Here is a 25,197-nt window from a genome sequence, read left to right on the forward strand (position 1 = left end):
TACATCGAAAGTACAACGACTGCACATTTTTTGAAGTTAGCCACCAAAAAAATGGCATTAATCAAGAGGGATGCCGTACTTTTGCGAAAAAATCGACAATGAAGTCCACCTTAAAATCCATTATTTTACTTTGTGTTTTTTCTTTTGGTTTGATTATCAATGGGTTTGCCCAAAATACCCTCACCCAAACCATCCGAGGTCAAGTAGTAGATACCGATAACAACCAGCGATTGAGTGGAGTAAGTATCAAGCTCATTGGGACTGAAAAAGGTACATTGTCAGATACGTTGGGGCAATTTCGACTGATTTCAGTACCCATTGGTCGTTATTCACTACAAATAAGCCTAGTGGGTTACGAAACGCTGGTTTTACCCGAAATTTTGGTAGAAGCGGGAAAAGAAAAGGTGATTACAGTTTCGTTGAAAGAAACGACCCAACAACTTTCAGAAACGGTGGTGCGGTCGGCTAGGCCGTCATCCCAAACCAGCCTTCAAACGATTACCATTGAACAAACCCTGCGCTTTGCAGGTACATTTTTTGACCCAGCCCGTTTGGCTACGTCTTTCCCAGGGGTATCGGCAGCCAATGACCAAGCCAACGGATTAGTCATTCGCGGAAACTCACCGACGGGAACGCAATGGCGCTTAGAAGGGGTCGAAATTGTCAATCCTAACCACCTCAGCAACGCAGGTACATTCAGCGACCGACCCACACAAACGGGTGGTGGAACCAATATTTTGAGTGCACAACTTATGGAGCGTGCCGATTTTATGACGGGAGCTTTTCCGTCTGACTATGGCAATGTATTGGGTGGTGTAATGGATGTTCATTTGCGAAAAGGAAATGACCAAAAACACGAATTTACGGGCCAAGTGGGTTTAATTGGCGTAGATTTTGCCGCCGAAGGGCCGCTTTCGCGCCAAAACAAATCTTCCTATTTGGTCAATTATCGCTATTCGTTCACGGGTTTGTTGGCCATGATGGGCGTGAAATTTGGAGGAGAAGACATTCGTTTTCAAGATATAGCCTTCAATCTATCGTTCCCCACCAAAAAAGCGGGACACTTCACCGTCTTCGGAATGGCAGGAATTAGCAGCAATGTTTTCCAAGCCGAACGTGATACTACCTTGTGGAAATTCCAGAAAGACGGGTACGACATCGAATTTAAAAACCGAATGGGAGCAATGGGCGTTACTCATTCCCTGAACTTGTCCCGAAATACCCTTTGGAAAACCACCGTGGCGGTGTCGGGTTTGGAAACGCGCCGCGAAGGGTTCCAATTGAACAAAGCAAATTTTGCCCGTACCCTGACCCAAGTAGATGCGTTTCGGAAAACCCGCTATTCGCTTTCAACGTCACTGACGCACAAAATCACGCCCAAAGTTCAGTGGAAAGAAGGGGTGATTATTACGTACCAACAAGATTCAGTACAAATTAGTAACGACGGCGTTTCAAAAGGTCAACTTGAAGGATTGATTCTTCAGCCGTATGTTGCCCTCTCAGGGACGTTGGCAACGCGACTTACTTTCCAAGCGGGGCTGCATTATTTGAATTACACCTACAATCAAACACAGTCGCTCGAACCCCGCATTTCTTTACGTTACAGCGTTACGGGGCGGACGGCCTTCACGGCGTCGTATGGTTTGCATAGCCAACTCCAATTGCCACAGACGTATTTGTCACTTTTTAATTCGGATGCACAATTGAATTTGTTCCCCAATAAAAAACTGGGCTTTACCAAAGCGCACCATTATGTGTTAGGCTGGGAACAGCAATTGACGGCTTTGCCCAAACAGTCATCATTGAAAGTAGAAGTCTATTATCAGTCGTTGTTTAATGTACCTATTGCCCAAGCCAACAGCCAAATCGCAGGTAGTAATTCATTTTCGGCGCTGAATCTCATTGAAGGATTCACCAATGTGGGCTTAGAAAACAAAGGAACAGGACGCAATTACGGGGTGGAAGCGACCTATCAGCAGTTTTTGAGCAAAGATTTTTATGCGTTGGTTACAGCTTCTTTGTACAATTCAACCTACAAAGGTCAGGATGGCATCGAACGAAATACGCGTTTTAATGGTAACCATACCTTTAGCTTGGCGGCAGGGAAGGAGTTCCACAAACGTGCCAATCGCACCTTTGGCGTGAACGTTCGAGTGTTATGGCTAGGCGGTTACCGTGACTCACCGATTGATGCAGACGCTTCTAAATTGGCTGGAAGAACCATTTACAAAACATCGGAACTTTATACGATTAAAGTAAAAGATTATTTCCGTCCCGATGTTCGTATTTTCTGGAAACGTAACAAACCTAACTACACCCGTACGTGGTCGATTGATATTCAAAATTTGACCAATACTGAAAACGAAGCGTACAGCTACTACGATACTTACCAGCGTCAGATTGTCCAGCAATTCCAGTTGGGGATGATTCCAGTGATTAATTATCGCGTTGAGTTTTAAAACGCATCAATATGGATACCACGAAACGCAATGCGGCCGTTGATGTCGGGAATACCTTTGCCAAAATTGGGTGGTTTGAGGGAGAAAAGTTGATGGATACGGTGTCAAAAATTCCGATAGATAGATTGGAAGAACACCTTCGTGTCAATCCGCCAGCGTATGCAATATTTTCATCAACAAGCCAAGATACCACAAAATACACCGACCTACTGCGTGAATTTGGTGTAACTTCGTTTCAGTTGACTCCCACGTTGCCGTTGCCAATCGAAAAGAATTACGACACCCCTAACACCCTTGGAGCTGACCGCGTGGCGGCGGCGGTTGGGGCTAAAGTACTTTTTCCCAACGACCATTGTTTGGTCATTGACATGGGTACTTGTGTCACCTATGATTGGGTAAGTGCATCGGGAGTTTTTGAAGGAGGAATAATTTCTCCTGGCTTTCGTATGCGATTTCAAGCCATGAACGCGTTTACTAAAAGGTTGCCTTTGATAGAAATCAGCTCAACCGACTTTCAGGTACCAAGTTTAGTGGGAAAAAGCACCCGCACAGCCATGGAAAGCGGCGCATTTAATGGCCTTTTGGCCGAAATACAAGGGTTTATCGAACGCTATCATTCCGAACGAGGTGAATGTCAGGTGCTTTTGTGCGGAGGCGATGCACCTTTGTTTGAAAATAGCCTCAAAAATCGCATCTTTGCGGCACCAAATGTAGTTTTAACGGGTTTAAATCGAATTTTACAATATAATATCAATTTACAAAATGCGTAAGCTTTTCCAGTGGAGTTGGGTCGTAGGGGTTTTATTTATTCAATCAAATGTATTAGCGCAAGGGTTAGGTAATGCTCCTTATTCTGCCATCGGAGCAGGCGAGTTAATGAGCCCAGGCTATGCTCCAAACAATGGAATGGGGGACGCTGGCGTGAGTACTGCAAACCCGTTGTATATCAATTCGCTCAATCCTGCTCTTTTGGTAACAAACCGCTATACCATGTTTGACGTTGGGGTGGTAGGGCAATACAAAGGACTCCGTGATGCTAAAGATGCCCAGCGCGATTTTGGTGGAAACATCAGCTACTTGGCTTTGTCATTTCCTTTGGCTCCAAAATGGTCAGCGGGGATAAGCCTCAAGCCGTATAGCTTTATCAACTATCAACAAAATTCGTATGCGCGTATTGGTACGTCTATTTATGAAGCCCAGTACGTTTATTCAGGAAAAGGCGGGCTGAACCAAATCAACTTCTCTAATGGAGTGCAGATTACAAAAAACTTGAGTTTGGGGATAGACGCTTTTTACTTGTTTGGAAACTATAACAAGAGCGTTACTTCGCAAGTGCGTATCGGCGATAGCCGCGACTATATTGTTAGCCGCGACGACCGTATAAATATGAAAGATTTGAACTTTAAGGGTGGTTTGGCTTGGAAACAAAAATTGAAAAAAGACCACTACCTCAACTTTGGCGCAACGTATAAGCTAGGCTCAACTGCATCGGCCATTCGTAATACCACGATTGAGGTGCAAAGTAGTAGTAACTCGCCTGTGACAAACCCCGATACTATCGCTCAGACAGACTTAAAAGTAACCATGCCTTCTGCTTGGCGGGTGGGTATCAGTTACGAATATTTGTACCGCTTAACGGTCTCTGCTGATTATGAGCGCCAAAACTGGGCCAACTTTGTAGGTACATCAGGTACCAATGAAAACATGAGAAATGGTCAAAGTTATCATTTTGGAATAGAGTACTTGCCCAAATTCAATTCAACAAAATACATGGATTTGGTGTTTTACCGTGCAGGTTTCACCTTTAATCAAACTCCTTTGGTTATTGGCACCAAACCTATCGATGACATGAGCGTTTCATTGGGAGTGTCTCTACCTGTAGGGCGGAACCTTGTTAACTTGATTAACCTTTCCGTTGTGGGAGGGCAGCGAGGCAGTATTTCTTCCCAAACCTTCCGAGAACGATACGCCCGCTTTGTGATTGGGTTCTCACTGAAAGATACGTGGTTCCAAAAATTCAAAGTTGATTAACAATATTTAATGCTCTTTCCGAAGAGCATTTTTTTCGCCTATCGTTTCGAGTTTTGAAAAAAAATTAAAAATGAGGGTTAAAATAAAAATTTTTTTTTCAGGCATAAACGCTTTATTATCAGTATATTCGTATGCTTGCATACAAATCTGTGCTAAAAAAAATGAAAAAAAATCTGATAAAAAAACAATTGCTTTTGGAAAGTCTTACAAAAAAGAGTAATTTTACCGCCAAGATGTTAAGGTGGGTTAATACAACATCTGCAAAGATGCAAATGGGAGATAAACTTTTATCTCCTATTTGTTTTATATTACTTCTCACTTTTGGGATGGCTTGCCAAGAAGAAAAAAAAGCCACCAAGTTTATTCCCTACAAAGGTCCACTCGAAGAAGCAGAAAAAATAGAAGTACTCTACAGCGAAGAAGGTTTGCTGAAAGTACGGGTCAAAACTGCCAAACAAATCAAATCGGGACTTGATGATAAAATTTTCCCTAAACAAATTTTTGTGGACTTTTTCGGGCCAAATGGTCAGGTGCTTACAACCCTTGTGTCAGACTCGGGTAGGTACGACTCCCGAACGGGCATGTATCGCGTCATTGGAAACGTAAAAGTGGTCAATACCGTGAAGCAAGAGCGATTGCTAACCGACGAGCTTACGTGGAATCCGAATACCAAAAAGATTTATACCGAAAAGCCTGTCACGGTCGAAAACCAATTGTCTGGCGAGCAATTAAAAGGAATTGGGTTAGATGCAAATCAGGATTTTACCCAATACAGCATTCGCCGACCGACGGGCTTTTTCAACGCTCCAGCAGGAATGACGCCAAATTAAACCCTTTGAGAAAGAATATTGAAGAGAAGCGAGGAAAAATCATACTTTCCTCGCTTTTTCTATGTAATTCCATCCCTCCGTTTCTCAAATGAAAAGACGAATTTTTATTCAAAATGGGGCAACTGCTCTGGCAGCTTTGCCTTTGGTTTCTTTTGGTTTTACTACCAAACAAACGGTCGATAAACCCGCTTGGCTGGTTGAATGGATTAAAATATACGATGAGTCAATTGCGAATTACCGTGCATTAAAAGTCACCGACGCCAACCATGTGTATGCGGGAGGCTACAAAGACGATACCGATATTCCCAATCCGCACACCACCTGCGGTTTCCTCATAACGGCATCTATGCTGATGTCTTGTCCAGAATCCAAGCATTATCAATCGTCAGCGCTTTTAAAAGAAATAGAAGCCGCAGCTCAGTGTATGTTGAAAATGCAGCATTCGGATGGCACGATTGATTTACTTTCTACGAATTTTCACTCGACGCCCGATACAGCTTTCGTATTGGAAAATATGGTGCCTACGTACCGCTATTTGAAAAAAATGTCGCTCAAAGGCCGAGAAAAGTCCCTTGAGCTGGTTACAACATTCTTGAAAAATGCGGGAGAGGCATTGATTGTTGGAGGTATCCATACGCCCAATCACCGCTGGGTAGTTTCGGCGGCATTGACCAAACTCAACGAACTTTTTCCAGATGTTCGTTATGTAAAACGGATTGACCAATGGTTGGCTGAACACATCGACATTGACCCCGATGGACAGTACAACGAAAAGAGTACCAATACCTATTCGCCCATTGTCAATCGGTCGTTGATTATCATGGCGAAAGGACTAAATAAACCCGAATTGCTGGAACCTGTTCGCCGCAATTTGGTGATGACGACCTACTTTGTTCACCCAAACGGTGAAGTAGTAACTGAAGCCTCAAATCGGCAAGACAAAGGGACGATTGGCAATATGTCGCGTTACTATTATTGTTACCGTTACATGGCTTTACACGATAAAGATGGGCTGATGGCAGCCATGTGTCGTCAGATTGAACAAACCAGTACCAAAGCTCAGTTGGCGGGATATTTGGACTATTTTCTTGAAGACCCAAGCCTTTTGAACGAACTTCCTACCAGCAAGCCACTTCCCACCAGTTATGCCAAAGCCTTTCCGTATTCGGGCGTAGTGCGGATTCGTCGGGAGAATTGGGATGCAACCATTTTGGCAAAAAATGCCGCTTGGTTGACCTTCCATAAAGGGAATTCGGTGCTTCAGGCGATGCGAGTAGCGGCTTCTTTTTTTGGAAAAGGACAGTTTCAAACCGAAAAAATTGAACAAGAAGGAGATACTTGGGTGATGATACAAACGTTAGATGGCCCTTATTACCAGCCAATTGCGGCAGAAAAAATTGCTCCAGATGGAGATTGGGATAAGATGCCGCGTAGTGATAGGCCCCAAAGCGAGGTACAAAAGCTGACATCGACAGTACGTATTAAAGAAGTGGCGGGTGGCCTTGAGGTTCAGATAGAACTGACAGGAACGGAGGGCGTGCCTGTGTCGTTGGAATTAATTTTCAGGGCTGGTGGGGAATTGTCGGGGGTTGTACCGTATGCCAAACGTGCAAACACGTATTTGTTGGAAGGAGAGCAAGGAACTTACACGTTGAACGGCGACGTCATTCGTTTTGGAAAAGGGCGAGGGGAACACAAAGGCGTTGTACTTCGCGGGGCACTGCCGCCAATGGAAGCCCCGACGGTTTATTTGACAGGTTTCACCCCATTTACGCATACCCTTAGGTTAGGATAATTGAAGTAATTTCTATCATACTAAACGCTTACACCGAATGAAAAAAGAATCAACCGTTTCGAGGAGGGAGTTTGTGGGCAAGGCCGCTTCCGTTTTGGCGGGTTTTACGATAGTGCCACGTTTTGTTTTGGGGGGAACTCGCCCCGATGGCACCAAATACATTGCGCCGAGTGATGTCATTTCGTTGGGTTTTATTGGAACTGGTAAACAAGGACGTGGGCTTACGACGTCGTTTTTGAATACCAATGAAGCACGGATTGTGGCCTTGAGCGAAGTCTATAAAGCAAAAGCCCAGCTAACCCTTGATCGAATTAAGGCGCACTATGAAAAAAATACCCAGTTGGGTGCTTATTCAGAGATTCCTGTTTATGTAGATTTTCGGGAGTTGTTGGCCCGTAAAGACATCGACGCCGTGGTGATTGCGACGCCCGACCACTGGCATGCAGCCATGTCGGTAAAAGCGGCGGAAGCAGGGAAAGATATTTATTGTGAAAAACCGCTAGCCTTGACCATACGGGAAGGGCGTGCGATGGTGAATGCCGCCCGTAAATACAACCGAGTGTTCCAGACGGGAAGTATGCAACGCTCATGGCCTGAGTTTCGTCAAACTGCCGAGTTGGTACGTAATGGTTACATTGGTGAAATCAAAAGTATCAAAGTAAACGTAGGGCCACCACCGAAAGCGTATGATTTAGCTGCTGAAACCATCCCCGAAGACTTGGATTGGGACAAGTGGCTAGGACCAAACAGCCCTGTGGCGTTTAATTCAGAATTGGCACCTCCCATTTCTAAGGATGTCTTCCCTAACTGGCGAAACTACAAGGAATTTGGCGGAGGCATGGTGACCGACTGGGGCGCTCACATGTTTGATATTGTACAATGGGCGCTGGACATGGACAACAGTGGCCCCGTAGAAATCATTGCCCCTGATGGAAAAGATCACCCGTTTTTGACCTATCGCTACGCAAATGGCATTACGATGACCCACGAGAAATGGGATTGGAGCAATGCTATTCATTTTGTGGGAACGGAAGGCGAAATAAAGGTTCAGCGTAGAAAACTAGAAACAACCCCTGCATCGCTCAAAGACAAAGTAATTGGCGAAACCGAAAAACACGTTTATAAGAGCGAAAACCACTACAAAGATTTCTTGGATGCCATGCGCAAACGTAGTAAGCCGATTTGTGACGTTGAAATTGGACACCGCACTTCTTCGGTTTGTAACTTGGGCAACATCGCTTACGAACTAAAGCGCCCCTTACAATGGAATCCTAAAAAAGAACAGTTTAAAAACGACAAAGAAGCCAACGAACTTTTGGGGCGTTCGATGCGGCCTGAGTGGGGAATAAAGATTTAGAAAATTTTACTTGACTCTTACCTTACGTGATAGCCTACATTTGTACAGTCAGTCAAAATGAAGGCAGTATGATGCGTTATTCGGTTAAAAAATTGGCAAAATTGGCAGGTGTGAGCGTGCGCACGCTCCACCTGTACGATGAAATTGGGCTTTTAAAACCAGCCATCCGTACGGAGGCCAAGTATCGGATGTATGGCGAAAATGAGTTGTTGCGCTTGCAGCAAATCCTTTTTTACAAAGAACTGGATTTTCCATTGCAAGAAATTGGGCGGATTCTTGATGCGCCTGGTTTCGATTTACTTACTGCGTTGGGAAACCACAAAAAAGCCCTTGAAGCCAAACAAAGCCGAATAGAGACATTGCTTTTGACGATTGACAAAACAATGTTTAATCTAAAAGAAGGTATTATGTTGAAGCACGAAGAATTGTACGAAGGATTGTCGCAAGAAACTGCCGACGCCTATCGAAAGGAAGCTATCGGTGCGTATGGCACTGAAGCCGTAGAAGTAGCCGAAAAATCGTTGCGGTCGTTGACCAAAACGGATTTTGAGGCGCTAAAAAGGGAAAGTCTAGAAATTAGCAGTGGACTGGCTTCCATGACGGGCAACGACCCGATGAGTGAAGCCGTTCAGCGTCAAATTGCCCGACACTATGAAGTAATTCGTAAGTTTTGGGGAACATCAGGTTCGACTGACCCACAAGCAGAGGCGTATAAAGGATTAGGAGATTTGTATGTCAACGATGAGCGTTTCACTCAAATAGATGGTCAACCCAATCCTATTTTTGCGCTATTCATGCAAAAAGCGATGGCCTATTTTGCAGAAACGCAATTGGTATAAAGCAAAAAAAACGGCGGGAACCCCGCCGTTTTTCCTATTTTGGAGGACATTTTTCTAAAGCCGCTTGGACGGTTTCTACGGTCGTAATTTCCGTTTCTTTTCCCCAAGTAGCATAGACATAGGTCATAATTTCGGCAATTTCTAACTCTTTTAAATCAGGGTTTGCAGGCATAGCTCGGTTATAGCTTTTTCCGTTGACGGTCATGGGTTGATGAACCCCATTTTTAATCCAGCAAATTACCTGATTTTTGTCTTTGAGGTAGTTGGTAGCGAGGGCAGGATAGAGGTTTTCCAATCCTTTCCCATCGCGTTGGTGGCAATTGGCACAATGCGTTTGAAACAACGTAAATCCTTCGGCTACGTATTGCTCGTGCTTTATGGCGCTTCCGCCTTGGCACGCGAGTATTAAAATCACAAGAAAACTAGCCAATAGAAGACTCAATTTCATATCAATGCTATTGTTTTTCATCTTTGTACTCTTTACGAAGGCGCTCAATATCAGCGATTAAGCGTTGCGTTCCCGCTTCGTCAGTACCGTTGTACATGCCTCTCACGCGTTTTTGTTTGTCAACCAACACAAACGCGCCACTGTGAATATACCCCCCTGGCGCAGTTGAGTCGGCACCTGCCACGACCAAGTACTGTTTTTCTCCGATTTCGTAAATCTTTTCCCGTGGCCCCGTTACAAACATCCATTGGGTACCAGATACGCCCAAATCCTTGGCATATTCTTTCAAAACTGCTGGTGTATCGTGGTCAGGGTCAATGGTATGCGACAAAATGGCTACTTCGTTTTTTCCTTTAAATTTTTCATAGACCTTTTTCATTTGCTTTTTCATGACTGGGCAAATGGTGGGGCAGGTGGTAAAAAAGAAATCTGCCACGTAAATTTTGTCGTTGAAATTCTGGGCACTTACAGTATCTCCGTTTTGATTGACAAATTTAAAATCGGGGATGGTATGGTAAACCGTATCTACAACCTCTTTCCCATCCACCATTTTTTTTACTGTGTCGCGTTCACCCAAAATAGGTAAACGTTCGGAGGAACCACCGCAACTCCAAAGCGAGAACAGTGCTAGTACTATGATTAATTTGTTCATTTTCCTAAGAAGGTCTTGGCTTTGTCCATTCCTTCGCGCATTTTTTCGCGGACAGTGTTGATTTTGGTTTTTTCGGCACTCATGGCTTTGATGGCTTCTTCGCTGCCTAATGCTTTGAGTGAATCGCCACGGTAGTCGTGCATCCAATCCATCATCCCTTTATCGGCTTCTTGGAGCGTAGTGCTGATGGCCAAGGCTTCGTCTTTACGTTTTTGAAGGCTATCGTTTGACTTGATTTTCAGGAGGCTGTCCAACTTGGTAATCTCGATTGACAGGCCATTTTTGTATTCCATGAGTTGCGACATTTGGGGCATGATTTCGTCATGAATCGCAAATACTTCTTTTTCAGCGTTTTCAACGGCGGCTTTGTCTTGACCACAAGAACTCACAAGAGCTACACAACACACTACAATAAGTTTTATTTTCATTTTTGAGTTGGTTTAATGAATAAAATTGTATAAATCTCAAAGTCGGTTAGAATAGAATCAATCTAGCCTTTTTGGCGTTGAGTTACTTGCATTTGGAGCATTTCGCGGGCATTTTGAACAATGGCTTCGCTTGGTTTTAGTCCCCCAATCATCTGGGCAATTTCTTGAACGCGTTCCTCAAAGGTTAATTTTTTGATTCGGCTGACGGTTTTTTCGGCTGAATTGTCCTTGTAAACAAAATAATGGGCATGGCCGTAAGTAGCGATTTGGTGCAAATGCGAAATAGCAATCACTTGGTGATTTTGGGCAATATCATTCATCATTTGCCCCATTTTAATGGCGATTTCGCCCGAAACTCCTGTGTCAATTTCGTCAAAAATAATGGTAGGGAGTTTGCGCTTGGTGGCCAAAATATACTTGATAACCATCATCAAACGCGAAAATTCTCCTCCTGACGCCACATTTTTTAGCTGTTGTGGTTTAATACCTTTGTTGGCACTGAACAAGAAATCAACATCGTCTATGCCATCTTCGGTCGGCTCGATGAGGGTCTGTTGGATGTGTAACGTGGCGTTTGGCATTCCGAGGTCAAGCAGGTATTTCTTTACCTCTTTTTCAACGGGTGCAATGGCTACTTTGCGCGAATTTGAAAGCTTATCAGCACTTTTTTGGAGTTTTGCTTTGGTCTTTTCTACAGCCGTATGTGCTTTTGCAATGTCTTCGTCAAGGTTGAGAACGCGGCTCACTTTTACTTCCAATTCGTCCCGAATTGCAATGAGTTCCGCCAAGGTTTTCACTTGGTGTTTTTGCTGGAGATGATAAAACAGGTTCAGGCGCTCACGTACATCTTCGGCGCGCGCGTCGTCAATCTCAACGTTCTCTTGTTCATCACTAATTTCAGAGGCCAAGTCTTTTAGCTCAATGTACGCACTTTGCGTCCGTTCGCGAAGTTGTTCGTATTGAGGCGCAAATTTACTGATGGAATTTAGGCTACTAACTGCATTTTTGAGTAGAGAAAGGGCCGATTGTTCGGGATTATCTAGGTAATCATTGGCCAACTGAAGGCGCTCTTTTACGTCGGCTGCGTTTTCAAGAATGGTTAATTCTTGTTCCAACTGTTCCTGTTCTTCGGCTTGAAGCTGGGCTTTGTCCAACTCATCAAACAAAAATTGATTGTAATCAGACTCTTTACGAAGCTGTGCTGCTTCCGATTTGAGCCGTTCGAGGACTTGCGTTGCTTTACGGTACGCCTGAAAATCAGTGTGATACTGACGAAGGATAGACTCGTTTTGGGCGTAGGTATCAACGATTTGCAATTGGAACTCGTTCGAACCCAACAGTAAAGTATCATGTTGAGAGTGAATATCCATCAATTGCCCCGTAATTCGACGGAGCGTCTCTAGGTTGACGGGGGTATCGTTGATAAATGCCCGCGACTTTCCCGACGGACTTATTTCCCGTCGAACGAGGCAAGAGGTTGAAAAATCAAGCTCTTCTTCTTCAAACAGATGCTCAATAAAGTACCCATTTAAGTCGAAAGTACCTTCGATAACACATTTTAGGGAAGGGTTGTACAGCACTTTGGTATCAGCACGGCTACCGAGCAATAAACCAATGGCTCCCAACATGATTGATTTTCCTGCTCCTGTTTCTCCCGTAATAATATTGAGTTGAGAATCAGGAGTCAGTTCCAGATGTTCAATTAAGGCGTAATTTTTAATCAGCAAATGAGCAAGCATACAGCATATCTCGGTTGAACCGCCGCGAAGTTAGTCAACTATTCAACAAAAAGGAATGCCTTTGGGTTTGGAACTACTCAAAAAGTAGCTGATTTGTCATAAATTACCGATTCGATTTGCGTAAAAGCCAGTTGATGAGCGTGTTTTCGGAAATCACGTAAAACAAAGAAGGCGTTTTCGATGCGTTCACATTGCCCATAAAATGTCTGATTGCTTTTTAAAACAACATTAACCGTTTTCCCGATGAGCTCATTGGCGTGCGCGGGTAGGTCATTTAGCGGAATTTTAACCAATCGTTTGCTCATTAGCGCATCAATTTACGGTACATTTCGGTCTTGGCAGGGTCGAGTTGCGAAAGAATTGCAAATGCTTTTTGTCGGTCTTCTTTACTAGCTTCTGCCATGATTTTGTAAATTTCTTCACCTTTGGCATCGAAGAGCGTGTTGATATACACTGCGCCTGGCATTCCTTTGCTTGCTTGTTGGACGGCATTCAACAAGTTCATTACTTGCTGACGAGCCGCAACGGGGTTTTCGGTAAACTTATCCAACCCTGTTCGATGATAAGCGTACATGGATTCTCGGACAGGAAGCATGAGTTGGTTGTTTAAGTTATCTACCAACCAATACCGATTCCGTCGGTCCCCTCCTGTAGAATTCCAACCTGCAGGTGCTCCTGCAGGGCTAATTCCTGCCGCTAAGTTTGCAGTTTGTAGGGCTTTTTGTAGGTAAGGGTTTCCGCCAAGTTTACTAAATGAATCATAGTCAACGGCTAAAATTAGGTACGCATAAAACGCCAATGTCTGGGTTAACTCATCACTATAAGTGTTTTCATTATAGTACATTGGGTTATTTGGTAAGTAGCTAAAGTTAAAATTACGATCAATGAAATTTAAAATAACACTTTCATAATTAGTGCCATAGACGGGGCGAGTTGCTACTACTTGGGCGGTTCCTTCATAAATTCCTTGGGCGGGCGAGCGAATAAGGTTAATGTTAATTTTGCAGTTGATGCGTTCCTCTGGATTGTAGTTGTCGTTGGTCCAGCGGCGGGCATTGATAAAATCAGCAATCACCGAACGAAGCTGATTGAGGTTGCTGTTGTCGGTATTTTGCTGAGAAACAAGTTGATTAAAGTTAAGCGTAACAGTGCAATTAAGTTCTTGCGCTTCTGCTGATTGGGTAGGTACAAATGCACATAAAGCAACCAAAAACAACCAGCTATATTTCTTAATCATATTCATAAAGGCTATCATCAATGTTTGAATCACTGAAATTTCGAGTACTAAATTAGGACAACAATTTTGATACCACAAGTGCCAAAATATCCTGGGCCACTTCATTTTTAGACTTTAGCTCAAATTGATGTACCGTGGCGTCTGATTCAATAACGGTTATTTTATTGGTATCGTATGCAAAGCCTGCTCCTTTGTCGTTGAGGGAGTTGAGTACAATCAGGTCAAGATTTTTGGAGGCTAATTTGCCAAGGGCATTGTTAAATTCATTGTCTGTTTCTAGGGCAAAACCAACCATGAGTTGATGAGACTTTTTTTGACGACCAAGCGTAGCTGCAATGTCAACGGTTTTGGTTAGTTCAATCGAAAAATGAGTTTCTTTTTTCTTGATTTTCCTGTCCGCAGGCTGTGCAGGTGTGTAGTCTGCAACCGCAGCAGACAAAATAATAATATCGGCAGTGGGAAACTGACCCGCCGTTGCTTCAAACATTTCTTGGGCCGATTTAACCCGAATGACATTGATAGATGAATCGGCCAAAGTTTGATTGGTGGGGCCACTCACCAAAGTGACGTCAGCTCCTGCAAATGCAAACGCTTGGGCAATTGAATATCCCATTTTTCCCGTTGAATGGTTGCTAATGTAACGTACGGGGTCGATGGGTTCTTGGGTAGGGCCAGCAGTAATAAGTACTTTTTTACCCTTTAAAATGGGTTGTACTGAAAAATGCTTTTCAAGGGCAGTGACGATTTTTTCTGGCTCGGCCATTCTTCCAGTACCAACAAGCCCACTGGCCAACTCACCGTGTACAGCATCGATTAACTGATTACCAAAAGCCTGTATTGATAGGATATTTTTCTGCGTCGAGCCATGTTGGTACATATCTAAATCCATGGCAGGGGCGAAGAAAACGGGGCAACGTGCCGATAAATAAACGGCCGTAAGGAGGTCGTCACAATGACCATTCGCGCATTTGGAAAGGGTATGAGCGGTGGCTGGTGCAATGATGATGGCGTCGGCCCAAAGTCCTAAATCGACGTGGTTATTCCATTCACCAGCTTCATTTTGTACAAACTCACTCAGCGCAGGCCGCTTAGACAGCGTAGCCAAGGTAAGTGGTGTGATAAATGTCTGGGCGGCATCGGTCATAATAACTTGGACTTCGGCTCCTGCTTTAATCAGTAACCGAACAAGTAGGGCACTTTTGTAAGCAGCGATGCTCCCCGTGACGCCAACGATAATTTTTTTGTTTTGTAAGATAGACATAGAGGCTGTTGAGAATAACAAAGAAAGCCGCACAAATCTAAGGATTGGTGCGGCTTTTTACTACGTATTTTTCAGATGTTTGTTATTTGGCGTCGTCTTCGTCGTTTGCACGCCAGTATAACTTATCTTCCATGAACTCTTCGATGGCGATGCTCGTTGGTTTTGGCTGACGCTCATAAAACTTAGAGATTTCGATTTGCTCACGGTTTTCAAACACTTCTTCAAGGTTATCGATGCCAGATGCAAACTCAGCCAATTTGTTGTTGAGTTCTTCTTTTGTTTTAGAGGCAATCTGACGCGCACGACGAGAAATAATTGATACCGATTCGTACAAGTTGCCAGTTTTTGAGGCAAGTTTGTCAGAGTCACGTGTTATGATAGAAGGTGAAGCTGCCATATATATTAATAGTTACAGATGAATTACTTGTTTTGAGGTGTCGTTGACGACGGAGTTGAGAGCTTTCCAGTGTTAGAGGGGATTGCTTCTTTGGCTGCTTTTTCTGCGTCTAAAATTGTCGCTAATTCTTTTTGGGTACTTTCGTAAAAGCGTTCTGCTTGACGTACAAACTTACTTTTGGGATACTTATCAAGGAAAGCAAGGTAATATTTGTTTACATCTTGGTAGCGTTCTTTTTGTTTTTCAGCAAAACTCAATTTGGCAAGTTTGTACTGAGCATCAACCCGCAGGTAAGAAAGCTCCTCGTTGTATTTAGAATCTGGAAATTCTTTTTGGTAATTGTTGATGGTTACAACTGCCGAACGGAAGTTAGCGATATTGGCTTCACTTGTTTGATAGTAAAGCTTGGCTTTTTCGTAGGCTTTTTTCTCCAACTTGTCACGAAGCTCTAAGATAAGCCCTGTACATTCTTCGCGAAAAGCACTTTCAGGGTAAGTATTAATAAAATCCTGAAGGGCCGCAATCGCCGTTAAAGTACTGGTTTGGTCTAAGTTGAAATTAGGAGAATCTTTGTACAGCGAGTAAGCGTGCATGTACAACGATTCTTGGGCATATTCGCTTCGTTGGAATGTCTCATAAAAGTTTTTGAACAAAAACTGAGACATGTTATAATTAGCCTGCTTAAAATTACAATAGGCATTGTAAAACTGAGCAAGTTCAGCTTGTCTAGCATCTTTCCCATTGAGAAGGGGAGTGATTTCTTCAAAAAGAAGACCAGCATGATAATAGTCCGCCTTTTTATAATATTGGAGAGCGGCCTCGTATTTTTGTTCGAGGGTTCCTTCTTTTTGAAGTTTTGAAAACTTACTGCACGAACCCAAAACGAGGGTAGTTAAGAAGAGCAGTGTATATCCGAATAGGGTCTTACGCATAGCGGGCACAAAAATACAAAAATAGCTTTATATCTCCCAACGAAATATAAAGCTATAAAAGTATGCTTTTGTATAGAATTCGATACTAATGACGAATCAATAATTTTTTTGTTGCAGTTGCTTTACCTTCGAGAAGTAAGCGGTAAAAATAAACACCCGTTGGCATTTCGCGGGTTGAGATACGAAGCTGACGGTCGTTTTTGTCCAATTCGTACTCTGCCACACTGTTACCAATCACGTTAAAAAGGGTGATTTTTGCTGTTCCTACCGTACCAGAAATTTGATAATCAATTTCAGTGTAATCATTGGCAGGATTAGGATACGCATTTAAAACACGGATTTTGTCACTCAAAAAGAGCAAGTCTTCCGATTTCGTTTCATCAAGTGAAGGGCGAGAATCGGTAGCGATAAAGCTTGCAGACTCCTTGGTTGTACGGTTTTTATTAACAGTTGCGCTGCCAGTTGCTGCGGGTGTATTAAGCATTACCGAGCGATAATAGGCATTAATAGCCGCACTTGGGCGTAATTTGATACTTCTATCGAGCGAACTTGGAATCTTCGTTAAACTTGCCGCAGTACTTTCTGCGGGCTTTTTACCAATGTTCAATCGACTTTTATTTCGATTGGCATCGGTTTGGGCGAATACATTACCAAGCGTCAGTAAACTGAAGCAAGTGAGCAATGTATATGTAAGTATAGTTTTCTTCATAGCTGATCTTGGACGAAATGAGCATAGTGTCGGCTCTAATGGTTGGACAAAAATATATTGAAATTAATTGAAAATCAAAAAATGGAACTTAAAATGTTGTTAAAAATTATTTTGCGGTTGTACAATATATACGACGAAAAAACGTAAAAAAGTTTCACTCTTTTCTAAAGTTTTTTTGACTTTGTTTTTACTTTCGGTTTTACCCCCCCTTTGTTGACTGTTGCCTTGGGTTTTTCGGGGGCTTTTTCTATCGCTTTGACAACCGTGGGCGGGTTAGGTTTAAAGTTAGCCCTAGAAAAAATTTCTTCTTTTGTTGGTTTTTCTTTGTCTCTCCAGCTAAAGCCTTCTAGTTGCTTTTCGTCACCTTTTATGTTTTGTGGTGGAATAAACCGCCCTTCGGGCTGTCCAACAAATTGTATTCGCTTTACTTGATTTTGTTTGAAATTAAGGGTCATTTTGGCGCACTCTACGCGGTTCATCCCCATGGGCTTCATGGCGTCGTCGGCTACAAAATAGACACTTTCCCCGTTGCCCTCTACAAAAACTTTTTGTAATCGAGTACTGTCATCAAAAGAAGCCGTAATTCGTCTGCCTTTAACTTGGTTAAAATTGAGCAATGTATCCCGAGCAATGACAAACGATTTTGCCTTCAAATACATCGTTCTCAGCTTCTGATTTACCAGTTGCGCAATGATGGAGTCGGCTTCCATCTGGTATTGCTTAGACCAGATTATCGGCTTCTTTAAAAAGGTTATATTTGAGTCTAATGAATTATAAATCAAAGAGTCACACTTGCTTTGTAAGTCTTTTTTGTACAACAAAACATTTTTATAGCCAATCAATTGCCGAGGTTTTTGTTCATCTGTCGAATCACTTTCAACGTTTTTTTGTCTCAGGTTCTGCCGCTTTGATTTTTGGGTAAGCGAGTCAGACTTAATTTCAACGGAATATAGCGTATCGGCGTGCATAAACAAGGTATCTTTGGAGATAATGGTGCGCGTGAGGGCGTGTCCCCAGACCTTCGACTTACCAAGTTTTCCATCGTATTGCCCAAAATCCCCGTTCAAAATAGTTTCGTCGTTTTTGGCTACTAACTCTACTTTGCCTTTGGCAAATCCCCGCTTGTTAAGGTTATCAAACGTCAATGAGTCGCCAGTAAGGGTGTAATCGGGGTTGTCTATGGTTGTTCTTGTTCGGAAAATCGACGCGCCTGTCTCTGTGTTATAAGAACCATTTTTAGCGACAACTGTTCCGTCTTTGCTCACAACTTTTGTCAAACTTCTAAAGTCTGCAATTTTTGTTAGCGAGTTATAAACAAGTGTATCAGTGGTAAGGGTATATTTTTTGTTGACCAACTTCACGTCTCGGTAATAGGTCGAGATTTTTGTTCTGGTGTCGTAATACCCCTGCTTACTTGTTAACGTATTTTCGGCATCTACTGTTTTTCCACGGTTGGGATAAAACGCAATGCCGCTTGCCATGTCATATTCAATTCGATTGGAGGTAAGGGTACGTTTTTGGTCTTTAAGCGTTACTGTTTTTCCCGAAACTTTTGCCAAACGGCTATTGCCATAGTAAAACAAGGTATCGCCTGTGACTGTTACGGTGTCGCCTTGTACAATTTTTACATTACCGTAGGCTTCAAGTGCATTTGATAACACATTATGGATGGCCAAATTACAGTGCATGATGGCCCCCTTGTGCTGGAAAGTTACTTTGCCAGTTACCCGTCGGATTTCGCTCCCGTCAAGAAGTTTACTAATGGTAATGCTATCGGCACCTAATAAAAATACCTTCTCTTCGCCTGCAACCGTTGGGGTTGGGCGTTGGGCGTTGGTTTGTAAGGTAAAAAGTAAACCCATGAGAACTATGAGGTATTTTATTCGTAATACGCACAAAAGCCCTTTAGGGTTGCAATGAAATAAACGATTATTTGAAAAAATCATGGGCTGCGAAAAACTGGTCAGTTTAATGTACTGAATTAGAGAACGTGCAAAATTAACTAAAAACGGTTTGGCTTTCCATTCTTAACATACATTAACGAAAACAAGAAAGCCAACAGTCTGTTCTGTACTTCGACTGTTGGCTTCGAAAACTCTTAATCTGATGATTAAAACGAAGGAGCTTTCAATCGTAAACCTGCGTCTTCGGAAAGGCCAAAGAGAAGGTTCATGTTCTGAACAGCTTGTCCCGAAGCTCCTTTGGTAAGGTTATCTATTTCGCTCGTTATCAGTAGGTTATTGCCGTGTTTTTGTAATTGAATCAAACACTTGTTGGTGTTTACAACTTGCTTCAAATCAATGTCTTGGGTCGTTACGTGGGTAAACGGATGAGATGCGTAAAACGATTGATAAAGAGCAACGGCTTCCTCTAATGTGCCTGTAAAATGTGTGTAAACATTGGCCATGATACCACGGGTAAAATCGCCACGGTAAGGAATAAAATTAACTTCTTTGTTAAAACCTTCTTGCAAACTCGCCAAACTCATTTTGATTTCTTTGAGGTGTTGGTGCGTAAAGGCTTTGTAAATCGAAATGTTGTTGTTACGCCACGAGAAGTGGGTGGTAGCACTCAACGACTGTCCAGCGCCTGTAGAACCCGTGATGGCGCTTACGTGGATGTCGTTCGTAAGAAGCCCCGCCGCTGCCAGTGGAAGTAAAGCAAGTTCGATACTTGTTGCAAAACAACCTGGGTTAGCGATTTTGGTCGCCGTCTTGATTTGTTCCCGCTGAAGCTCAGGCAAACCATAGATAAAGCCATTGGACTGGTCGCGGAAATCAGTACTGAGGTCAATGATTTTGACAGTTTCTGGAACTGAATATTCTGCTAAAAACTTCTTCGATTCGTTATGCCCCGAACAAAGAAAGATGACATCTAACCCCTCTAATGGAAGCAAACTGGCAATGTCTTCTCCCGAAAAAGCCAATTCAGTGTCACCCAATAAATCGGTATGGGTCGCATAAACGGGTTTGCCTGCTTGACTTTTAGAATGTGCCCAGCGGATGTCTGCGTGGGGATGATTGACTAAAATACGGAGCAGTTCGCCGCCTGTATAGCCTGCCGCCCCGACGATTCCTATTTGTATCATTGGTGGATGGTGAGTTTGAACTTCATCGAACATTACTTCGCTGCTTGCATTTCCTTTTGGAGACGTTTGGTAAGGGTCAAGCCTACTTCGTCGATTTGGGCAGCCATGATTTCATCACCAGTGGCATTACGCAATGTATCAGCTACACAGCCAAGCATTTCGATACAAAAGCGTTTCATTTCAAACACTTCCATTTCTTTGGTCCAAAGAGGAATGAACAACGTGCCTTTGTGGAATTGATCCCACACACCTACTGCAATGGCTTTGGTTTCTTCGAGACCTTCATTTGGATTGTCGGTTGCTTCCCAATAAATTTTTTCTGGGATTCTTTCAGCGTCTTGTTCGATGGTAAACTTGATTTCTTTTTGTGACATGCGGAGGATGATCTTATTTTGGGGGCGTAAAATTACGTAAAATTGGTAAAGAAAAGGTGTTGATAGTTGCCTATCAACACCTTTGGGAACGCAAAAACGTTCATTTAGATTCCTTTAATTGACCGATAAGGAGGTACTTTCCTTTTTTTCTTCGGGCAAAATAAACTGCATTGGATTTTTAACTTTCTCGGGCAACAAAGCAATCGCTAACACATCTTGAACTGTGTCCACGTAATGAAACGTCAGGTTTTTGATGTAACTAGCATTTATTTCTTCGACATCTTTGCGGTTTTTTGAACACATAATAATGTCTTTGATGCCCGCGCGGCCAGCGGCCAATATTTTTTCTTTGATGCCTCCAACGGGCAATACTTTGCCACGAAGGGTGATTTCGCCCGTCATAGCTAAATGTGGCTTGATGCGACGTTGGGTGAAAATTGAGGCTATCGACGTCAGCATCGTGATACCCGCCGAAGGGCCATCCTTTGGCACCGCTCCCGCAGGAATGTGGATGTGAAGATCGTAATTATGGAAAATACGGTAGTCGATGGCCAAGTCGTCCGAGTGGGCTTTGAGGTACGAAAGCGCTGTAATGGCCGATTCTTTCATAACATCCCCGAGCTGTCCAGAAAGGGTTAATCCTCCTTTTCCACGGCTCAAACTTGATTCGATAAACAAGATTTCACCCCCAACCGACGTCCATGCCAAGCCCGTTACGATACCTGCCGTGTCATTGCCTTGGTAAGAATCTTTGTCAAAGATTTCGGCACCTAACCATTTTTCAATGTGCTCGGCCTTGATTGTTTTCGGATATTCTTCTTCAAGCGCAATCGACTTGGCAATCTTACGAACGAGCGTACCAATTTTTTGTTCGAGGTTACGTACTCCCGATTCGCGCGTATAGTTTTCGATTACTTTCACCAATGCCTTGTCGTCAACTGAAAAAGACTTGTTGTCTAAACCGTGGTCTTTGCGTTGTTTTGGAACAAGGTATTTTTTTGCAATCTGCAATTTTTCTTCCACCGTATAGCCCGTCAACTCAATGATTTCCATGCGGTCGCGTAGGGCGGGATGAATACTTTCCAATGAGTTGGCGGTTGCAACAAACATTACCCGCGACAAATCGTATTCTACCTCTAGGTAATTGTCATTGAAGGCGTTGTTTTGTTCGGGGTCGAGCACTTCAAGCAGGGCAGATGCAGGGTCGCCACGGAAATTAGAGCTTACTTTGTCTATTTCATCCAAGATAAAAACAGGATTGGAAGAACCCGATTTTTTGATGTTTTGGATGATTTTGCCTGGCATCGCCCCGATGTATGTTTTACGGTGTCCGCGGATTTCGGCTTCGTCGTGCAAACCACCCAATGCCATACGGATGTACTTACGTCCGAGGGCTTTGGCTACTGATTTTCCTAACGACGTTTTTCCTACCCCTGGAGGGCCATACAAACACAAAATAGGAGCTTTGAGGCTATTTTTAAGTTTGAGAACGGCAAGGTATTCAATGATACGCTCTTTGACCTTTTCTAGTCCAAAGTGGTCAGCATCAAGGATTTTTTGTGCTCTCTTTAAGTCAAAATTGTCTTTTGTATATTCCCCCCATGGCAAATCAACCATCAATTCGAGGTAGTTGAGTGTCACGGGGTAATCAGGTGCCATTGGGTTGATACGCTGGAGCTTTTGTGCCTCTTTGTCAAAATGTTTTTTGGCACTTTCTGGCCATTTTTTCTTTGAGGCGCGAAAACGAATGTCTTCCAATTCGCGTTCGGGGGTTTCCATGCCTAGCTCATCTTGCAATACCTTGATTTGCTGACGCAAGAAATAGTCGCGCTGTTGTTGGTCAATGTCCGAACTGGCCTTCGACTGAATGTCGCGTTTGAGTTCGAGCATTTGAATCTCACGCATCATCAGCTCAAGCAACTTGACGGCTTGTTCAGCGATGGTAGCTTTTTCAAGCAAGTCTTGTTTTTCGGCTACTTCGGCATTGAGATTTGACGATAAGAAATGGGTCAAAAACGTTGGACTTTCTATGTTATCCAAAGCGATACGCGCTTCTTGAGGAATATCTGGATTGAGACGAAGAATTCTGTGTGCGGAGTCACGCAGCGACTGAATGAGTGCTTTTGACTCTTTTTTGTTTTGATTGGGAAAGTAATCTTCGATGGGAGATACTTTAGCAATCATATAAGGCTCTTCGCGAACGTAATCACTAACCCTAAAACGTTGGCGTCCTTGTAAAATAATTGTGGTGTTACCGTCGGGAAGGGTAATCATTTTGATGATGTAGCCCATCGTCCCAATGTCGTACAAATCTGTACTGGTAGGTTCGGCTTTATCCTGATTTTTTTGGGCAATGACCCCAATAATTCGGTCGCCTTTGTACGCCTTTTTAACCAAACGAATGGATTTCTGGCGTCCGACTGTCACAGGGATGACCATGCCAGGGAACAAAACGGTATTCCTAAGGGGAAGAATGGCTAGTTCATCGGGCATTTCAATCGGCTCATCGTCGCCTTCAGGACCTCCAAGGGGAAGTATTTCGAGGTTATCAATGTCTGATTCCGCCAACATGAGTCGAGTATATAGTTCGTTTGGGTCAATTTTCATGATTGGGCTGTCATTTTGACAGTGCTTATTTAAAAACTTAAAATAACAAAATTTTAACGATTTTTTAGCTATGCTAAGGGCAGGAGAAATGAAATCAATTGTTTGTTAGACGGAAACTAATGAAAATGTATTGGTGTAAAGGGAAAAATTTTGTTATTCTAACTACTTAAGCAAGTACGAATACTGAGTATTTTCTGTATAAAACTACTTAAAATGTTTTCTGGCGTAAGTAACAACCTGTTAACTTTAACCAATACAATTAACGATTAACTGTAGGTAAATATTGGTCGAAATAAAAGCCCCCGGAAGTCCGAGGGCTTTCGTTGTATGCTACTATGAGGAAGCTCTTGATTACATCATGCCGCCCATGCCACCACCGTGACCGTGAGCACCTGCACCTGCGCCAGCGCTTTCTTCTGGTTCGTCAGCAATCATACACTCAGTTGTCAACAACAAACCTGCGATAGACGCAGCGTTTTCAAGTGCCAAACGAGTTACTTTCTTAGGGTCGATGATACCTGCTGCGAAAAGATCTTCGTAAGTGTCGTTTTTGGCGTTGTAACCAAAACCGCCTTTTTCATCTTTGATGCGGTTGATAACTACCGAACCTTCGCCACCTGCGTTGGCAACGATGGTACGAAGTGGAGACTCCAACGCTTGACGAATGATGTTGATACCTGTGTTTTCATCATCGTTTGAAGCTTGAATATCATCCAATGCAGAGATGGCACGGATAAGTGCAACACCACCACCAGTTACGATACCTTCTTCAACCGCAGCGCGAGTTGCGTGAAGGGCGTCATCTACGCGGTCTTTTTTCTCTTTCATTTCAACTTCCGTAGCAGCACCAATGTAAAGGATAGCTACGCCACCTGACAATTTCGCCAAACGCTCTTGCAATTTTTCGCGATCGTAGTCAGAAGTTGTATTTTCGATTTGTGATTTAATTTGGTTAACACGGGCTTTGATTTGCTCTTGGTCACCCGAACCGTTCACAATCGTTGAGTTGTCTTTGTCAATGATGATTTTCTCGCAGTGACCTAGGTAAGAAAGGTCAGCGTTTTCCAATTTGAAACCACGCTCTTCGGCGATAACTGTACCGCCAGTCAAGATTGCGATGTCTTCCAACATGGCTTTACGACGGTCGCCAAAACCTGGCGCTTTTACCGCACACACTTTCAAGGCACCACGGATTTTGTTTACTACCAATGTTGCAAGCGCTTCGCCATCTACGTCTTCAGCGATGATCAACAATGGACGGCCAGTTTGAGCAACACCTTCCAATACAGGCAACAATTCTTTCATTGAAGATACTTTCTTCTCAGAAATCAAGATGAAAGGTTTCTCCAATTCGGCTTCCATTTTTTCCGCGTTTGTCACGAAATATGGTGACAAATAACCACGGTCAAACTGCATACCTTCTACTGTTTTTACTTCAGTTTCAGTACCGCGAGCTTCTTCAACTGTGATTACCCCTTCAGTACCTACTTTTTTCATGGCGTCAGCAATCATGTTACCGATTTCTTCGTCATGGTTAGCTGAGATAGTAGCAACTTGAGCAATTTTGCTGAAATCGTCGCCTACCGTTTGGGCTTGAGAAGCAAGGTTAGCAGTTACGGCCAAAACAGCTTTATCGATACCACGCTTCAAATCCATTGGGTTTGCACCAGCGGCTACGTTTTTAGAACCGATCGCATAAATCGCTTGCGCCAATACAGTCGCAGTCGTTGTACCATCCCCAGCAGCATCGGCAGTTTTAGAAGCAACTTCTTTCACGAGTTGAGCACCCATGTTTTCCATCGCATCTTTCAATTCGATTTCTTTCGCTACTGTTACACCGTCTTTGGTGATAGCAGGTGAGCCGAATTTCTTGTCAATGATAACGTTACGGCCTTTAGGTCCGAGCGTTACTTTTACTGCGTTAGCAAGTGTATCAACACCTTTTTTGATTTTGTCACGAGCTTCTGTATCGAAGAATATTTTCTTTGCCATTGTTTTTTAATTTGAAAATTAT

23 protein-coding genes are annotated in these 25,197 nt (G+C 43.2%); 7 read left to right on the forward strand and 16 right to left on the reverse strand.

The genetic code is table 11. The annotated features are described in order from the left end of the window. Positions 1-98 precede the first annotated feature (98 nt). The 3 genes from DTQ70_RS05675 to DTQ70_RS05685 are packed head-to-tail and all read left to right on the forward strand — an operon-like array spanning position 99 to position 4,490. Positions 99-2,459, forward strand: coding sequence for a TonB-dependent receptor (locus DTQ70_RS05675; protein ID WP_122929909.1), 2,361 nt, complete (start codon positions 99-101; stop codon positions 2,457-2,459). A gap of 11 nt (positions 2,460-2,470) precedes the next feature. Then, complete coding sequence (locus tag DTQ70_RS05680; RefSeq protein ID WP_122929910.1) at positions 2,471-3,229, forward strand: type III pantothenate kinase; 759 nt, start codon at positions 2,471-2,473, stop codon at positions 3,227-3,229. Further along, a complete protein-coding gene (locus DTQ70_RS05685) occupies positions 3,222-4,490 on the forward strand; it encodes an OmpP1/FadL family transporter (protein ID WP_122929911.1) in 1,269 nt (422 codons plus the stop codon). Before DTQ70_RS05680 ends, DTQ70_RS05685 begins: the two co-directional genes overlap by 8 nt. 6 nt (positions 4,491-4,496) lie before the next feature. On the opposite strand, the gene DTQ70_RS31190 is transcribed toward DTQ70_RS05685, so the two are convergent. Beyond that, on the reverse strand, positions 4,497-4,631 hold the full coding sequence (locus DTQ70_RS31190; protein WP_255417953.1) for a hypothetical protein: 135 nt from the start codon (positions 4,629-4,631) through the stop codon (positions 4,497-4,499). Between the two features lie 131 nt (positions 4,632-4,762). On the opposite strand from DTQ70_RS31190, the gene lptC reads away from it, so the two are divergent. The 4 genes from lptC to DTQ70_RS05705 all read left to right on the forward strand — a co-directional run bounded on the left by lptC (position 4,763) and on the right by DTQ70_RS05705 (position 9,311). After that, complete coding sequence (gene lptC, locus DTQ70_RS05690) at positions 4,763-5,320, forward strand: LPS export ABC transporter periplasmic protein LptC (RefSeq protein WP_229600075.1); 558 nt, start codon at positions 4,763-4,765, stop codon at positions 5,318-5,320. Positions 5,321-5,408: 88 nt separating this feature from the next. Further along, positions 5,409-7,115 carry a hypothetical protein gene (locus tag DTQ70_RS05695; RefSeq protein WP_122929913.1) on the forward strand — a complete coding sequence of 569 codons (1,707 nt, stop codon included), beginning with the start codon at positions 5,409-5,411 and terminating at the stop codon, positions 7,113-7,115. 37 nt (positions 7,116-7,152) lie between these two features. Continuing rightward, positions 7,153-8,472, forward strand: a complete 1,320-nt coding sequence (locus DTQ70_RS05700) for a Gfo/Idh/MocA family protein (RefSeq protein ID WP_122929914.1) — start codon at positions 7,153-7,155, stop codon at positions 8,470-8,472. 26 nt (positions 8,473-8,498) lie between these two features. Beyond that, positions 8,499-9,311 (forward strand): MerR family transcriptional regulator, encoded by an 813-nt coding sequence (locus tag DTQ70_RS05705; protein ID WP_310588021.1) that lies wholly within the window; start codon positions 8,499-8,501, stop codon positions 9,309-9,311. A gap of 34 nt (positions 9,312-9,345) precedes the next feature. On the opposite strand, the gene DTQ70_RS05710 is transcribed toward DTQ70_RS05705, so the two are convergent. From DTQ70_RS05710 to groL, 15 genes are all read right to left on the reverse strand, one after another. Next, positions 9,346-9,759 carry a cytochrome c gene (locus tag DTQ70_RS05710; RefSeq protein ID WP_122934282.1) on the reverse strand — a complete coding sequence of 138 codons (414 nt, stop codon included), beginning with the start codon at positions 9,757-9,759 and terminating at the stop codon, positions 9,346-9,348. A gap of 7 nt (positions 9,760-9,766) precedes the next feature. Continuing rightward, positions 9,767-10,411 (reverse strand): SCO family protein, encoded by a 645-nt coding sequence (locus DTQ70_RS05715; RefSeq protein ID WP_122929916.1) that lies wholly within the window; start codon positions 10,409-10,411, stop codon positions 9,767-9,769. Then, positions 10,408-10,839 (reverse strand): hypothetical protein, encoded by a 432-nt coding sequence (locus tag DTQ70_RS05720; RefSeq protein WP_122929917.1) that lies wholly within the window; start codon positions 10,837-10,839, stop codon positions 10,408-10,410. Before DTQ70_RS05720 ends, DTQ70_RS05715 begins: the two co-directional genes overlap by 4 nt. Positions 10,840-10,901: 62 nt before the next feature. After that, positions 10,902-12,578, reverse strand: a complete 1,677-nt coding sequence (gene recN / locus DTQ70_RS05725; protein WP_122929918.1) for a DNA repair protein RecN — start codon at positions 12,576-12,578, stop codon at positions 10,902-10,904. Between the two features lie 77 nt (positions 12,579-12,655). Next, a complete protein-coding gene (locus DTQ70_RS05730) occupies positions 12,656-12,883 on the reverse strand; it encodes a hypothetical protein (protein WP_122929919.1) in 228 nt (75 codons plus the stop codon). Beyond that, positions 12,883-13,815, reverse strand: coding sequence for a DUF4835 family protein (locus DTQ70_RS05735; protein ID WP_122934283.1), 933 nt, complete (start codon positions 13,813-13,815; stop codon positions 12,883-12,885). The genes DTQ70_RS05730 and DTQ70_RS05735 overlap by 1 nt, the downstream gene beginning before the upstream one ends. Positions 13,816-13,867: 52 nt before the next feature. Next, a complete protein-coding gene (gene coaBC / locus DTQ70_RS05740; protein ID WP_122929920.1) occupies positions 13,868-15,076 on the reverse strand; it encodes a bifunctional phosphopantothenoylcysteine decarboxylase/phosphopantothenate--cysteine ligase CoaBC in 1,209 nt (402 codons plus the stop codon). Positions 15,077-15,158: 82 nt separating this feature from the next. Next, positions 15,159-15,473: a DNA-directed RNA polymerase subunit omega gene (locus DTQ70_RS05745; RefSeq protein ID WP_122929921.1), complete on the reverse strand. Its 315-nt coding sequence runs from the start codon at positions 15,471-15,473 to the stop codon at positions 15,159-15,161. A gap of 23 nt (positions 15,474-15,496) precedes the next feature. Then, the gene (locus tag DTQ70_RS05750; RefSeq protein ID WP_122929922.1) at positions 15,497-16,405 is read right to left on the reverse strand and encodes an outer membrane protein assembly factor BamD; all 909 of its coding nucleotides are present in this window, start codon (positions 16,403-16,405) and stop codon (positions 15,497-15,499) included. 85 nt (positions 16,406-16,490) lie between these two features. After that, a complete protein-coding gene (locus tag DTQ70_RS05755) occupies positions 16,491-17,114 on the reverse strand; it encodes a T9SS type A sorting domain-containing protein (RefSeq protein WP_122929923.1) in 624 nt (207 codons plus the stop codon). A 164-nt stretch (positions 17,115-17,278) separates the two neighbouring features. Further along, positions 17,279-18,976, reverse strand: a complete 1,698-nt coding sequence (locus DTQ70_RS05760; RefSeq protein WP_229600076.1) for an OstA-like protein — start codon at positions 18,974-18,976, stop codon at positions 17,279-17,281. Between the two features lie 248 nt (positions 18,977-19,224). Further along, positions 19,225-20,202: an N-acetyl-gamma-glutamyl-phosphate reductase gene (argC, locus tag DTQ70_RS05765; protein WP_122929925.1), complete on the reverse strand. Its 978-nt coding sequence runs from the start codon at positions 20,200-20,202 to the stop codon at positions 19,225-19,227. A 32-nt stretch (positions 20,203-20,234) separates the two neighbouring features. Next, entirely contained in the window at positions 20,235-20,576 is a 342-nt protein-coding gene (gldC, locus tag DTQ70_RS05770; protein WP_122929926.1) for a gliding motility protein GldC, read from the reverse strand. Positions 20,577-20,690: 114 nt separating this feature from the next. After that, positions 20,691-23,183, reverse strand: coding sequence for an endopeptidase La (gene lon / locus DTQ70_RS05775; protein ID WP_122929927.1), 2,493 nt, complete (start codon positions 23,181-23,183; stop codon positions 20,691-20,693). A gap of 351 nt (positions 23,184-23,534) precedes the next feature. Continuing rightward, entirely contained in the window at positions 23,535-25,175 is a 1,641-nt protein-coding gene (groL, locus tag DTQ70_RS05780; RefSeq protein WP_122929928.1) for a chaperonin GroEL, read from the reverse strand. Positions 25,176-25,197: the final 22 nt, after the last annotated feature.

Source organism: Runella sp. SP2 (assembly GCF_003711225.1).
Taxonomy (GTDB): Bacteria; Bacteroidota; Bacteroidia; order Cytophagales; family Spirosomataceae; genus Runella.